This window comes from Pseudoalteromonas luteoviolacea NCIMB 1944 (genome assembly GCF_001625565.1).
GTDB lineage: Bacteria > Pseudomonadota > Gammaproteobacteria > Enterobacterales > Alteromonadaceae > Pseudoalteromonas > Pseudoalteromonas luteoviolacea_F.
In genome coordinates this window covers 18,551-32,780 of record NZ_AUXS01000002.1, presented here as the reverse complement: position 1 = coordinate 32,780, position 14,230 = coordinate 18,551, and the positions used below count along the sequence as shown (strand labels likewise).

Sequence of the window (14,230 nt, the reverse complement as noted above, 5' to 3'; positions counted from 1 at the left end):
TTATTTTATTTTTGCCTTTTTTATTATTTGTCTATTCAGTTTAGAAAGCTTTCGATACTGCTGTGATGACAGTTGCACCTCGTTATATCGTGTGCTTTCAAACATATCGTAAAACTCAGAGAGCTCATTTTTGGCATGCGGCCATTTTGTTTTTAAGCATTCGAATATTTGCTTGGGCGTTAATTTATCAGATTTTAGTTCACCCAACACTAACAACTTATTATATATTCTTATTTCTTTGGGTTGTTTAAACCTTGCTCGTAGATTTATATAGATAAACCACGCGCCAAACACAACAATTAACAACAAAACGACACTTAGAGCTGGAAGTAATTTGTGCTTTTGCCCAAACAGAGTTTTGAGCAACGAGGTTTGTTTTTTGTCATCAAAATTCAATACCCAGCGGGTCCATTGAAAGTCAATTTGCTCGAGCTGCAAACGCAACCAGTTTATCGCTGCAATATTAGAGAATGCCTGAAGGCTAAAGCCTAAATTGTCTTTAAACTCTTGCTCCAAATCGGTTAGATCAGAAAGCGAACCCAGCATTCGCTCGGGCGCCACCCAAGTTGTTGGATCTAGCCTTTGCCAACCAAATTGCGGGACATAGTATTCAACCCAAGCGTGCGCATCATATTGATAAACCGCGTAATAACTACTTTCTTCATTAAACTGACCACCTAGATAACCAGACACTAGCCTAGTTGGTATACCAACTGAACGCATCAAAAACGCCGCTGACGACGCATAGTGTCCACAGAACCCAACTTGAGTGGAAAATAAAAATTCGTCTATAGCGTCGTTTGAGTTAATGCTTGGCGGAGACAGACTATACTGGAAACCTTGCGCTACAAAAAATGCCTCCATCTTTGCCAAGAACTCTGCGGTAGAGCCTGTGGTGCGGTCCCATTGCTTGGCTAACTCGATAGCTTTAGGGTTTATTCCATCTGGTAGGTGAGTATTTTGTCTATATTCCCATCGGGTGATCCGCGCATCGTCTAACTTTACCGGCGAGACATCGTATTGAATCGCTTTGGTACTTTGCTTTTTCTGGTAAATCGCACCAAAATGATTTGCTGCAATTCCGCTGCTCGCAGGGATACCTTCACCCAAAGTGTACAACCAACGAGTATTGGATGGACTTGAAATAACAGAGTAAGGTTGCGCCACTGGCTCATAGGTTTTGTACAAAGGCCTTGTTTGCAGGCTAGACATAGCCCACTTTTTACCATCAAAACTATCGTGAATAATTGCACGCCAATAAAAGGGCGGTTTGAATTCATTTGATATCGGCAATAATGCCCGAAATGCTAACTCTGAAGAACGAGATAAATCCGAAATTTCAAAAGGGTCAACGTTTTCGGAAAGCCCTGTTGAGGCTGATTTAGCGTTTGGTAACTGCCAAAAAGGCGGTAATTTTGGTATTAACATCACCATGGCAATGGCCAAAGGTAGACTAAACACAAATTTGCGAACCGAGCTGTGTACTGATTTTTTTATTGCGACATGGTGTGTCACACTAAAAAGCTGTGACAAATTTAGCAGCAGCATGGCTGCAATCAGCAAAAATGCCAAGATATTCTGCGAAAACAAATAAAAACAGGGGTATGTAAAAAAGTTGAGAATGTAGACACTTTGAGCTTGCTTTTCCGTGGTCACTTGCAGCATTTTTAATGAGCACGCACCGAGCAGCATAGCGACAAACATCTCAATGGTATTTCTAAACCCAAGAGACAAAAACACCACAATAATAACCGTGACTGCGAGTAAGTTAACCACCAACTGAGACGGGTTTCTTACCGCCCCCACACAGGTACTCACTTTAAAAATGCAAATCAATAATATTGAAACACAAAAAACATAGCCCAGATTTTGAAACAATAACAGGGACATACCACAATATACCAAAGAGGTAATAAGTGTATTTCGCTGAACTAACTCGCTAGCATTCACTTAAGCTCTCCAAACATTGCACCGCATGACGCTCTCCACTTGCGGCGGGTATATGATTACCTGGGAGCTTTAGTGCAAATTCGTGCCCCAGCCTGTCTGCCTCAAGAACTTGGTGGCACAGCTTAGATAGCCGTGTTTCTTTTGTTCCCTCTATCATGGAGAAATCCAACACTAAGGTGATCCCATGGCTATCACCTACATAGTCTTTAACCAGTAATTCCTGATTTTTTGCAAAGTGCCGCCACGAAATCCGGTTCCTGTTCATACCTTGTTGATAGGGTTTCAGGCCTGAAAACTCATCAAGGCTATCTGACTTTTGAGCAATGACATCAGTATCATCATCCGAATCAATAGATTCACGTAAATCTAACTCACACTTTAGAGGTGTTGGGTATACATAAAATGTTTTATCCGATAACAGATAACTCCATACGTTTACCAGACCAAACGGGTAACAACTATGTATTTTGAATTTTCCGCCTGTGTATTTGCCTCTTTTTTCTAGGCTCAAGTTCACAACTAGACTGGAAGTCGACTCAAAAATATTTTTATCAAGCACACCCGAGCTTTGCCAATTAGCATTACTTATACTCAACGAAAAGACTTCTTTCGACGCTGAGAGTTTAAATTTTGCGTCATTATGGTTGCCACTATAATTGTTTTTTACATCAAGTAATTCCAGCTTCAATCCGTGTAAATTAAAATACCCGTAAAACAAAGAAGAGATTTGGAGCATTAGCATCAAGTAGGCAACCCCTAAAATAAGGTTATTTTGGTAGTTGATGCCGATGATGAAGTTTAACAACGCAAACAATAAAAAAAAGAGTCCGCGTAGTGAAGGTACTACGTAAATATTATCGTGAGAAAAGGTGATGCTGTTGGCGCTGTGCTTTTTAGCAATGACTTTATCAATCCAGCCTTTATAAAGCGACTTTGCCATTACAAAGGCACCACAACTCTTTCAAAAATTGCCTCAACGGCAGAATCCTGCTCACTACAAGGGATATTTAATCTGTGGCCTGCGACGCAACCAAAGACTGCTTGAACATCATCCGGTAACGTGTAATCTCTACCAGAAATCAACGCATAAGCTCTAGCAGACAATCCGAGTGCAATACTCGCACGTGGAGAGAGTGGATCACTAAATTCGCCCGAGTCTCGCGTGTAGCTCACTAGATCAAGGATGTACTGCACAATAGGCTCAGCTAATTTAACGTCCATGACCGCATTTTGCAGCTCGAAAAGTTGTTCATCACTAATGGAGCAGCTCAAGTCATTCATGTTCAATGTCCGCTTATTTCCTGAAACTATAAGACTTTTTTCGACCTGCGCGTCCGGGTAACCCAAGCTTATTCGCATGAAAAAACGGTCTAGTTGAGACTCAGGCAGAGGGTGAGTTCCAGACTGATGCAACGGGTTTTGTGTAGCAATTACAAAAAATGGTTGCGCCAATGGGTGAGTCTGGCCATCAATAGTTACTTGCCCCTCTTCCATCGCTTCTAAAAGTGCACTTTGGGTTTTTGGGCTAGCACGGTTTATTTCGTCTGCTAGCAATATTTGGCTGAAAATTGGACCTGGGTGAAAATCAAAGGAATGGGTCTGGGAATTAAATATACTGGACCCTGTGATATCGGCAGGAAGCAGATCACTGGTAAATTGCACTCTTTGATAACTTAGCCCAAGAACATTGGCCAACCCATGCGATAAGGTCGTTTTACCCATTCCAGGCAAGTCTTCAATTAACAAGTGACCTTTACTCAATAAACAACACAAAGCCAACTTCAACTGCTCATTCTTTCCCAAAATCAATTGAGAAAGATTTTCTATTATTTTATTTGTAACTGGGTTCATGCAATCATTTCTAATCTTTTCATCACTGTATCTACTTTTTTAGCGTTAAATGGCTTCGCAATAAAGCCTTTTGCGCCTAACTCCCAAGTATTTTGAACATTCTCTAGACTGTTGTGACCGGAGCACATGATGACATGTGTATTGGGGAATTGGTCATTGACGTATTCAAGAATTTGAGTGCCATCGGTATCTGGCAGCTCTATGTCTAAAAAAAGCACATTGGGTGATTTTGATTCGAGTAACGGTTTAGCTGAAGTAAAATCCTTTGATTCGTATATTTCTTCGAATCCTAAGTTTTCTAAAATATCAATTAAGTAGCTTCGTACTTCTTCAACATCATCGATTATGAGTATAGGTTCTAAAGGTCTAACAAGTTCCATATTGTAATGCTATCTGACAACGACTGGCTTAATACTAAGGCATGGCGACAATGAGCTCAATGGTTTATTTTTATCAAGGCTGCAACCTAACTTAGTACAATTATTTACTCATTCTTGAATATAGTATACAAAAGAAGAGCAACCAAGCTTTAATACTGATTTGCGGTTATATTTTATTGGTAAGTTACATACCTAACGCTTTGATTTAATTAACGTCGAGTAGGCTGAAGTGATGCAACATATTGTTCTATATATGCTTTGAGTTTTTTGTGTTCTGATGCTTGCAAGTAGTCATAGTGCGCTTTTAAAAACGCCTCTTTGTCATAACTTTGTAACAAAACTTCATTCACTCTTGCGATAAATTTATTGCTTTCATCGGTTTTATTGCACATAAACTGACCGATAACCACTTTAGGTGAACCTGCAACACGGTAAGATCTAACAGGTATATTGACATTATTGCTATAACGGTGAAATTCAGAAGGGTAGTTTAATGAAAAATCAACTCTTTTAGAGATGAACATTCTATATACAGTTTCATAGTGATCCGCACCTCCACGAAGAATGATATTTTCCTTGTTGACGGCAGAGATCTGCGCGTCCAAAAAATCTCCGTAAGAGAAGCTCTCGGCGATAACAATCGCACTATTATCATATACCTTGAACAGGTCAAGTAAGGAGGTGATTTCGCCCTCTGCGTTTAATACTGCTTTCGAAGCCTTGGATAAATCATGATGGGAATAGAGCTTGTGCGCCCAATAAAAATTAACTGGTAGGCTAAAGAGATACCGTAATTTCCTCGGTTCATTTTTTATCATGTTAATAATACAAGAGGGGACTTGAGTCTGTTGTATTGATTTAAAGGCACGCTTACGGCTAGATTTCACATAACGTATATCAATATCCTTTATCTGAGACAATACCAACTGATTGGTCGCACCAGCAATATTTTCTGGCTGCCGAGTCTTAGTACTCAGTAGCTCAAAGTCCAGCTGATCATCAAGAAAGATACGTATACCCTGAGCTGACGAATTACTGCAAAAGGTGCAAGATGCCACGACTAACAAGTATGCAAACTTATCACTGCAACGCACTATTCAAGCCTCTATTTATTAACATCTATTCAATTGTAGCCGAGATTTGTGCTTGTCCCACATTTAAAGGGGAAATATGCGGTGAATAGGGTTAACTCACCTTTACAAATATTCTAAAAGACGGCTCTAACACCATATAGGAGATACTTAACTCATTCTGCAAAAAGTTTAGAAAACGGTTTGTTTGTTCTTGGGCTTAGGTCGACCAGGAAGCTTGACTTTGTTGGAGACAATAACTATTACATAGGCAAAAGTAGAGCACGGCGTGGTTACCGCGCTCTACTGTCATTATAGAATCATTTGACCCACAGTTATAAGCAATGGCGCCAAGCAACTTTTATCCCTCTCTCCTGAAGGAAACGGGTTGGCATTGCAAGTGTGATAAGGATAACTGCCAGACATCGCCCCCTGCTCAATCAAAGCAGGTGATAGTGGACCCACGAATAACCTTCTGAACAAAGTATTTCGAACCGGCTCTTTCCAAATACTGAATAATTGCTCCGAAGAGTATTTTGTCCAAGGAGATTGTGTATAGTTTTTATCTCCTCTTGGCAACGGTGGTGATACATCTAACCACTGGTGATTTCCGTCTATATTTGCAAAAGAATCCACAATTAAGTTATCGCGAACACTTGGGTCAATAGGCTGCCCAATATGCTGATATAACTGAGTAATGCCTTGCTCATCCAATAAGCTTAGCTTTGTCAAAGTGATCGCGTTTGCAACTACAGCAAAGTTTTGTGGGTTGAACTGTCCATTTGTAGTCGCCATTTCCTCACGGAGTTTCTGTGCAAAATCGTCGATGACAACCAGAGACTTTCCGGGCGCTGTGCGCGTAAATGCTTGGTTAATCAAAGCGTCAGTGATCGGCTTATTCTGTAGTTCGATAAACTCTTGGTATGGTTTCGGCAACTTACCAATGAACTCTTTTGTTAAACGCTCTACTAACTTTTCCTTCATTGCATCAAGCAACTTCTGCTCGAGCTCTTTAATCTCTTTTAGGTGAGGTGCACCAAGAGCCGCAGACAAACTTCCGGCTTCTGCAACAATCGTTGTTACATTACTCAGCGCAGTTTTTATATTGCCAACATTTGCCATGGTATCGCATCCGCTGATTTGGCTGGCAACGCCGATCAACTGAGGCTGATAACATTTGAGCCAATGCGTCAATGGGTCCATAGCACTTGCATTAGGGTTAATCGTATTAACAATTGCCTGTGATGCAGCCTTAACGTACTCGGAGTTTGCTTTATCTATGTCCTTCGCCCAATTTTTCAATAGAGATTGAACTGGGCTGGTAGTCTCACGTGCGGCGTGGTTCAGCGCTTGAATCGCCGCTTTAACCTCAATGATAGAAGTCATAGCGCTGTTTAGTTCACGCTGCAAATCTGGAATGGTATTTTTTAATTCTGCTTCGGTATCGACAAGTTTCTTAGCTAGGCTATTTTTCTTATTGGTGAGCTTTATCACGTTGCTAAACAACTCACCAGTTACTTTTTTACAAAACGCATGACCACGGCCATCACTAATTCCACCACCTTGACCTGCGAGCGTAACCGTTATCTTTTCGCCCGGCAATAGATCTACAACTGCAGCATCAATCAATGCGATTTTCTGAGCCAGCATTTCTAGATGTTTTCTCGGAAAAAGAATAGCATAGACAATATCCCGTTCTATTTCTTGAGCCAAGAATGCCTTTTCATACTCTTCAAAGGTTCTTCCATCTAGTAAAAAATTCCTCTCAAGCAAAAGTTGCTGTTTAGTACCTGTAAAGGCGTGGCTCCACTTTGGCTTCGAACTCCCTCCAAGAAACCCACCCGGATCTAGTGGGTTAAAATCACTACCAAATATAGATTTTATTAATTTGAGACCAGGGTCTGTCTCTTTAACAAATTTAAGGAGTCCAGCAGGGTCTAAAAGTTTTTCATTTAAAAATAATTCACATGCTGCCTCATGATGTTTCGCATCGAGCTGAAGGACTGTTGTTTCTAACTCATTTTTAAGGCTAATATAACGATGCTTTTGCTCTTTGAATTTATTGTTAATACGATAGAACTCACCGTAAATTTGGCTATCTACTTTCAAAAGGGACTGGTTAATTTTAATATCTAACGCGTCAAGTTTCTCAGTTACTATGTTTCCTTCATCAAGAACTTGCTGAAGCAACTTCTGAATATCCTCCGCCTGACTTTGAGATAGGTCAATATCATAATAATACGCTATCGCTCGGATGATTAAGCTGTCGACGGCAATCCACATTTCATCATTCGCCATTGTGTTAACGGCATCTTTAAACAACTTTACAGCTCTCAAATGTGGTGCAGCCTGAGATGAATATTGAAATGAAGCGTTATCATCATATATCAGGCTATCTCTAATATAATCATAATATGCCTGACTCGCCCCGACATTCTGCCAATTACTACCCAATAATGCATTGTTATGGTTTTTCAAAGGCGGGGTGTATTTTCCAATAAATGATTCTAGTAAAAAATGACGTTGTTCCACCACTGTTTCTGTATCCGTCAGCTCAAATACGTCACCGGAATACTGATTTACATAGGTGTGCGCAAATACATCTGAAGCAGCATGAGCTAAAAATCCATAAGCGACCACACGTGCGATTTCTCGTCTATCTTCATAATTGGGGTCTTTTTTTTCACTAGTTAGATATTGGTAATGCGCATTGTCCGCCTCAGTGATTTTATCGTACAGAAACCTTAACCAGTCATTGGTCTGCCACGCACCAGGGGCAAGACCTCCGGGGTGGATCAGTAATTGACCGGCCACTACGTCGGGAAATGCGTCTGGCCCTAAAGTGGACAGTAGATACTCGCTCTTATTATTTAAAATGGCATCTCTAGTCGCTGCTGAGACAGGGATATTTAAATATTCACTACCGACTTTTAAGGTGAGCTTTCCATCTTGAAGATCATTGATAATCTGTTGGCCTATCCAGATATGCGTATCAATTTTAAAAGCATTTGTATAAAATGAAAAAAGCAACATTACTGCTGAAAATATGAGCTTATTCAATAGTTTTCCTAAATCATTAAATTTGGCAGCAACTTTATATAAACAATATTATTTTGCAATGCCTGATAAAACCTTTATAAATAGTTTTATATAATCTAGCCAAAACTCGAAAACGAATAAAATCAATTAAAAATACAAAAATATTAAGTATGTCACTCGCTCCCAAAGTCGATACAGTATTAGCAGTTAAGATCGATGAATAGTGACTTCAAGCTAGAATTTTCTCAAGCATACAAACAGTGAAATCAAAAAAAGATAACTGCTTTTGCTCCTCTTTACGGTAAAACTATAAAACATCAATTGACCAATTAAATACCAACCATTGAATGCAAGAAAGTAATGTTGACTACTTCTTAATTCGCATTATTTTGTATTAAAGGTGCTTCCAATAATTGATAAAGTGTTGCTCGTTTTAGACAACATACTTCTTTTATGAGTGTTTAATTGTTTTGTTGGTGTTAGACATCTCGTGAGATTGAGTATTAATAAACACAGCATATATCACTGGTAGCAATACTTAAGTAAGTACAGTAGCAAAGGTTAATCCAAAGGCAATTACCACCGCCATAGACGAAAAGAATACATCCCACACCAATGGAGTAACACCTAGCACAGTTGTTAGAGCTTCCTTCATTACAAGCCGTACGCGACTTGCTGCGGAATCTGTAACCACATCCTAACGGGGTTTACCTTCTCTTATTTCGCCATCCATTTGATCGACCAACACTACAGCCGACACACAGTCTTGTAAAAGGCACGCTAGTGTCAAAGCCAAACAACACATGTTATATGCTATTTGGCTAGGCTCAAAATCTAAAATACCGTTTCTAGCAAAGTCAAAGAGGCATAAATAAGCGCCATTAAGATAACTATGAGCAAAGTATTAAATGCCCATTTTATAGGGTAGTATATTTTTTTATTGGTCTGTTTTAACCGCTTTGCCCTGTTTAAAATAGGCGCAATTTTACTAAACAAACCATTGACTGCACCTGCTTGATCGCCGGGCAAGTTGGGCACTAACATCATTCTCACTAGCTTTTTGTATAGTCGATTAAACACTCTGCCAAACAAGCCCAATGGTCGCTCGATATCACACATTAAAATTAGTCGAGGTTTGTCAGTATTATTTTCGACAAAATGTAGGTAGGTTTCATCGAAAATAAATGCTTCACCATTTCGCCATACTTGCTTTTTTCCGTCGACATTAATAAAGCAGTCTGGGCTATTTGGCGTGTCTAGTGCCAAATGATACCTAAACGAGCAAGCAATTGGGTCGAGATGACGGGTTAACTTTGACCCGGCTGGTAAAATTGTAAACATTGCCCCATTGACACTTGGAATTTGCTCTAGCAGCTTTATTGTATTTGGGCATAAATCTTTAGCTGAATTTAGGGTTGTACCATACCAAGTGCAATAGAATTTACTCCAACCGTATTTATAAAATGTCCTAAACCCGACATCATAAAAGCTTAAATTGTCTTTGCTAGTCGTCTTTTCAAAGTAGCCTAAGTGATATAATTTATTCACTTCTTTACTTATTTCTTGCCAATTATCTTGTAATTCTGCTAACCCTTTAAACTGACTTGGGTCAACAAAAGCACTTCTCGCGCCTCGTTTTGTAGAGAGATATAAAAGCACATTTAATGGAGCAAATATCGGCCAGCCCTTACGCAAATATTCAACAAAACTAACAAACCTTGCTTGGCCCCTAAACTTATATACATATAATATTGATAAGGTTGTAAAAGACATTATAAGAATCAATATATAAAAACTAATCATTCCACCACCGCCAGAACAGATAATTCAAAGTTCACACATATTTAGTTTCCTAAGTAAGTGCCCGTTTCATACTATGTTTTACCTAAACATAACCTTTGAACCTTTCTAGAGACTTACACATGGACAGTTTTGTACGTTGGATCACCATGGGCCTCAGGGCATGTATGTCTCAGACAATACGCTCAGTTTGATTAACTTTTAATAAGTGCGGGCTAAAGGTGACCTAAGAAAATACGGGGACCATATATTCCTAGAAATAAGTAGGTATCTGCTGGACGAATAAAACAGTAATAGGCTTGACCTAAACTCTTAATCTAGCTTGCTGCAAATCACGGCGATTTGTTCTACAACCCATTTATAAAAAGGATCATTTGCTGTTTTTTGGTGCCAAGCAAGCACTACATTGAAACCAGGTGGGTAGTCTGGTAATTCTATTTCTTTAAGCTTTGGATCCGGCAACATTCTTTTTGGAATAAATGCTACTACATCAGATTGGTACACATATTCACTCATAATTTTAAATGATGGAATCGATGCGACAATATTCCGCTCAACCTGATACTTTTTAAACCATTCGCTGGAGGAACCTCTTAGATTTGCACGGGCAGGAGACACAATTAAGTGATTCAAGTTATTAAGCTCTTGAATGTTGATACGCTCACTCAATGCACTCCTTGCACTGGTCACGAGTTGATAGCTTTCATTGTAGAGGCGTTTATACGGGATATTTGGGTCCAAAAACTCAGGTATAGTGATTGCAAAATCGACTGTGCCCTTTGTCAACGACTCGGTTAGAGTTTCAATTTCTAGGTCTTTAATAATGAGTTTGATATTTGGCGCTATTTTCCTGAAATGGCAAAACAACGCCGTAGTCACAACTTGCTGTGCGTAATCAGTGGACGAAATCACGATTGTCCTCTCAACTTCTTTTGGATCAAAGTCATCAGTAAGAACCGCGCCTTCCAATACGTTTAAAACCCCCTCAAGCATTTTACCTAACGACAATGCCTTAGGCGTGGGCGCAATACCTCTACCATGACGCACAAAAAGTTGATTGTTAAAAATTGCTCTTAGAGACTTAAGTTGAATACTCACAGCTTGTTGGCTGACATTCAAAGATTCGGCTACTCTGCTAATACTTTGCTTTTCGAGTAGCAAAAGAAGCAAGCGCATTTGCTTGACATCCAGCTTATCCAATTCAGTCATTTACCACATTAACTCACAATTATTTACTTGTTAATATTACAATAAGCACAATATTTTTCTAGTTATTTTGTTTTATTAAAATGGCCTTACTTTGGTTGGTCTAAGTTCAGGCTTGCCAATTCATAAACCACTTAAAGCAACTAAGTTAAATGTTCGGAGTACAAATAAATGCAGTCAATAAAGGTAAAAAAAGCGGGTGGATTGGAAAACATATATGTATCTAAAGATACAGAATCTCCAGCTCCGGCAAAAGGAGAGATCAAAGTACAGATACTGGCAAGCTCTCTGAACTATCATGATTACTTAGTTGCAGACGGAAAATTACCACTCGATCAAGAGCGAGTGCTGCTTTCAGATGGTGCGGGTGTGGTTGTTGAAGTCGGCCAAGGTGTTACTGAATTTAAAGAGGGCGATCATGTCGTTTCGACATTCTTCCCACAATGGCTTTCGGGAAGCCCAACCCACGCAGTTGGAGATTTTGCTAAGACGCCAGGTGATGGAGTAGACGGTATGGCTGCTGAGTATGTAACGAGGGAAGCCTCTGCATTTACGCTCGCTCCTATGGGGTGGTCTCACCTTGAAGCTTCAACGATAACCACCGCAGGCTTAACTGCATGGCGCGCACTGGTGAGCGACGGTAACTTAAAAGCCGGTGAAACAATCGTTACTTTGGGAACTGGCGGTGTATCTTTAGCAGCACTGCAAATCGGTAAAATGTTTGGCGCTAAGGTGATTGTCACTTCCTCCTCTGACGAAAAGCTGCAAAGTGCAAAAGCACTAGGTGCAGATCACATCATTAATTATAAAACTAACCCGCTATGGGCTGAAGATGTATTAGCTATCACAGATGGGAAGGGCGCAGAACACATAATTGAGGTAGGTGGACCGGGCACACTTGCCCAATCTGTTGAATCCGTTGCTGTTGGCGGAAATATCTACCTAATAGGCGTATTAACTGGCTTTGAAGGCAATCTGCCAACTGCACAATTGATGTTTAAACAGGCACGACTACAAGGTCTGCTGGTGGGGAGTCGAAGCCAACAACAAGATTATGTAAAAGCACTCGAAGCCAATAATGTGAGACCTGTAATAGACAAAGTCTTCGATTACGGCTCTCTTGCCGATGCGTTTCGATATCAAGTATCAGGCTCACATTTTGGTAAAATTTGTGTTCAATGGTAACTAGAAACAACAACTGAATTAAACCCTACTAAGCGATATACGAAGCGCGTTCTTTGCATTTTCACTAACACTGGCATAAGCTCCAAAATGACGCTCATGTCAGTGTTTTGATATCACTCGGGAGGACTGCATGCGTGAACATGGTAACTTTGAGATGTACATTAAAGGGCAAACCATTGTTGTTGACGCCATGGGTGCTTGGAATCTTGAGACCGCTTTGCGTTGGAGTGATGAGTATCAAAAAAATGTTCACCTACTTGCTGGCAAACCATGGGCGTGTTTAGTCAACTTAACACAATTTGAACTATTGGTCCCAGAGGCTTGGGCGCATATAAAACGCTATAGCCAGTGGAGTAATGAGCAAAATCAGCAGTACGAAGCTGTTGTTTGTGGCGCTTCATATCAGCAAGCCTTAGTTGAAATGATCCACGAAGCAATACCTAATGTTGATACACAAATCTTTCTAAACTTAGGTGACGCTAAATCTTGGCTAGCGCACAAGGGCATGTTTTACGAACAGTAGAATCTTTAAAAGTCGTAAATACACTTAGCTACACGTTAAAGCACAAATCAAACCATAGACAGCATAGCTACGAATACAGCTCCCCATATAATTTTCACTTTTGAACTGTTTCAAGCTTGCTGCGTTTAGTGTCAGTCATCAGCATGAGACGCCTTACGGGGAAGTAAACAGTGCGCAGTTAGTAGACATACTACTTGATGCTGGACAGATAAAATGCAAAGAGAGTGTATTGCACATCTATAAACAATAAATGTTGGCATTCGTTTTCCTACAACCAACCCCATCGAACTGGATTGAGACCAAACTTACACAGGGTGCTCGTATCTTAAATGAGTCCCCAAAAAACTACTGTCGTAATTTCAATTGCCTACATCTTTCTCGCAAATTGCTCGAAATAATTTAATAGTTTTATTTGTAACTTTACTAGCCTTGTTGCTAAACATAAGGGTGTAAATCACGATTATTCACAAGTATGCCAACTAAACTGGGAGTAGGGATATGGCTCTTAAAGCGACCACAACCGCACAAGATGCTTACATCGAGCTTTTTGAAAGACATCATAGTCAGTCTCATAACGAACTTATCGAAAAACTCAATGAGGTGGCAGTCAAGTTATATGCAATTCCGATGGATAATCACTACATTAGAGACGCGATATTGGTTGAAGTATCAAAAGCTTTAATGGAAACCAAAAAGTACTTTCGCACACTCGAGTCTAACAACCCGCGAAACCCTGAGACAGAGGGCAAACTAGTGATGCTGTGGGGGTTAGCCGCAGCACCATTAGGGTATATAGATCAGGATCTAGCAATATTATGTGCTTTGGAAGAGGAGAACTGGTTGCACCCGGACGGTTGGACTTGCGAAGAAATAATCGACTTTGGCGTTAAACTTGATTTAATCTCCCGTACATTTATGAGGTTGTCGTTCCCAGTCTCTGTATGGCACTAACCTTGTCAATATCAGCTGAGCTGTTGACAACATGCTTAGCAGCTCTGCAAAGGGAACATTGCGAGCCGAACGCTCGAATAGCCAGAGCACTGCGTAATTGGCAAATTCAATTTGCCAATTACGCAGTGCGGACCAAATCTTCGGATCTTGTAATTCAGCACAGCATTTTCGTTTAGTACACCAAAATACCTTAACCCAGTAACCAAACTGCCGCCTTTTAAATTGTCGATACGTTAACTAAACTAATGATTGGTATCTATCTTACGCCTTTGTAA

General features: G+C 40.1%; 11 protein-coding genes. 3 read left to right on the top strand and 8 right to left on the bottom strand.

Annotated elements, in window-relative coordinates:
- The 8 genes from N483_RS00115 to N483_RS00080 all read right to left on the bottom strand — a co-directional run bounded on the left by N483_RS00115 (position 1) and on the right by N483_RS00080 (position 11,299).
- Positions 1–1,950: a transglutaminaseTgpA domain-containing protein gene (locus N483_RS00115; RefSeq protein WP_023399142.1), complete on the bottom strand. Its 1,950-nt coding sequence runs from the start codon at positions 1,948–1,950 to the stop codon at positions 1–3.
- Positions 1,940–2,890, bottom strand: a complete 951-nt coding sequence (locus N483_RS00110; RefSeq protein ID WP_023399141.1) for a DUF58 domain-containing protein — start codon at positions 2,888–2,890, stop codon at positions 1,940–1,942. Before N483_RS00110 ends, N483_RS00115 begins: the two co-directional genes overlap by 11 nt.
- Positions 2,890–3,801, bottom strand: coding sequence for an AAA family ATPase (locus N483_RS00105; protein WP_023399140.1), 912 nt, complete (start codon positions 3,799–3,801; stop codon positions 2,890–2,892). Before N483_RS00105 ends, N483_RS00110 begins: the two co-directional genes overlap by 1 nt.
- Positions 3,798–4,181, bottom strand: a complete 384-nt coding sequence (locus tag N483_RS00100; protein ID WP_023399139.1) for a response regulator — start codon at positions 4,179–4,181, stop codon at positions 3,798–3,800. Before N483_RS00100 ends, N483_RS00105 begins: the two co-directional genes overlap by 4 nt.
- Before the next feature lie 209 nt (positions 4,182–4,390).
- Entirely contained in the window at positions 4,391–5,275 is an 885-nt protein-coding gene (locus tag N483_RS00095; RefSeq protein ID WP_023399138.1) for a hypothetical protein, read from the bottom strand.
- Between the two features lie 288 nt (positions 5,276–5,563).
- Complete coding sequence (locus N483_RS00090; protein ID WP_023399137.1) at positions 5,564–8,311, bottom strand: zinc dependent phospholipase C family protein; 2,748 nt, start codon at positions 8,309–8,311, stop codon at positions 5,564–5,566.
- A gap of 813 nt (positions 8,312–9,124) precedes the next feature.
- Positions 9,125–10,063, bottom strand: coding sequence for an aspartyl/asparaginyl beta-hydroxylase domain-containing protein (locus N483_RS00085; RefSeq protein WP_172642406.1), 939 nt, complete (start codon positions 10,061–10,063; stop codon positions 9,125–9,127).
- Positions 10,064–10,402: 339 nt separating this feature from the next.
- A complete protein-coding gene (locus tag N483_RS00080) occupies positions 10,403–11,299 on the bottom strand; it encodes a LysR family transcriptional regulator (protein ID WP_023399135.1) in 897 nt (298 codons plus the stop codon).
- A 168-nt stretch (positions 11,300–11,467) separates the two neighbouring features.
- On the opposite strand from N483_RS00080, the gene N483_RS00075 reads away from it, so the two are divergent.
- From N483_RS00075 to N483_RS00065, 3 genes are all read left to right on the top strand, one after another.
- Positions 11,468–12,481 (top strand): zinc-dependent alcohol dehydrogenase family protein, encoded by a 1,014-nt coding sequence (locus tag N483_RS00075; RefSeq protein WP_023399134.1) that lies wholly within the window; start codon positions 11,468–11,470, stop codon positions 12,479–12,481.
- Positions 12,482–12,611: 130 nt separating this feature from the next.
- A complete protein-coding gene (locus tag N483_RS00070) occupies positions 12,612–13,004 on the top strand; it encodes a hypothetical protein (RefSeq protein ID WP_023399133.1) in 393 nt (130 codons plus the stop codon).
- A gap of 498 nt (positions 13,005–13,502) precedes the next feature.
- On the top strand, positions 13,503–13,955 hold the full coding sequence (locus N483_RS00065) for a hypothetical protein (RefSeq protein ID WP_023399132.1): 453 nt from the start codon (positions 13,503–13,505) through the stop codon (positions 13,953–13,955).
- The last annotated feature ends 275 nt before the right edge of the window (positions 13,956–14,230 follow it).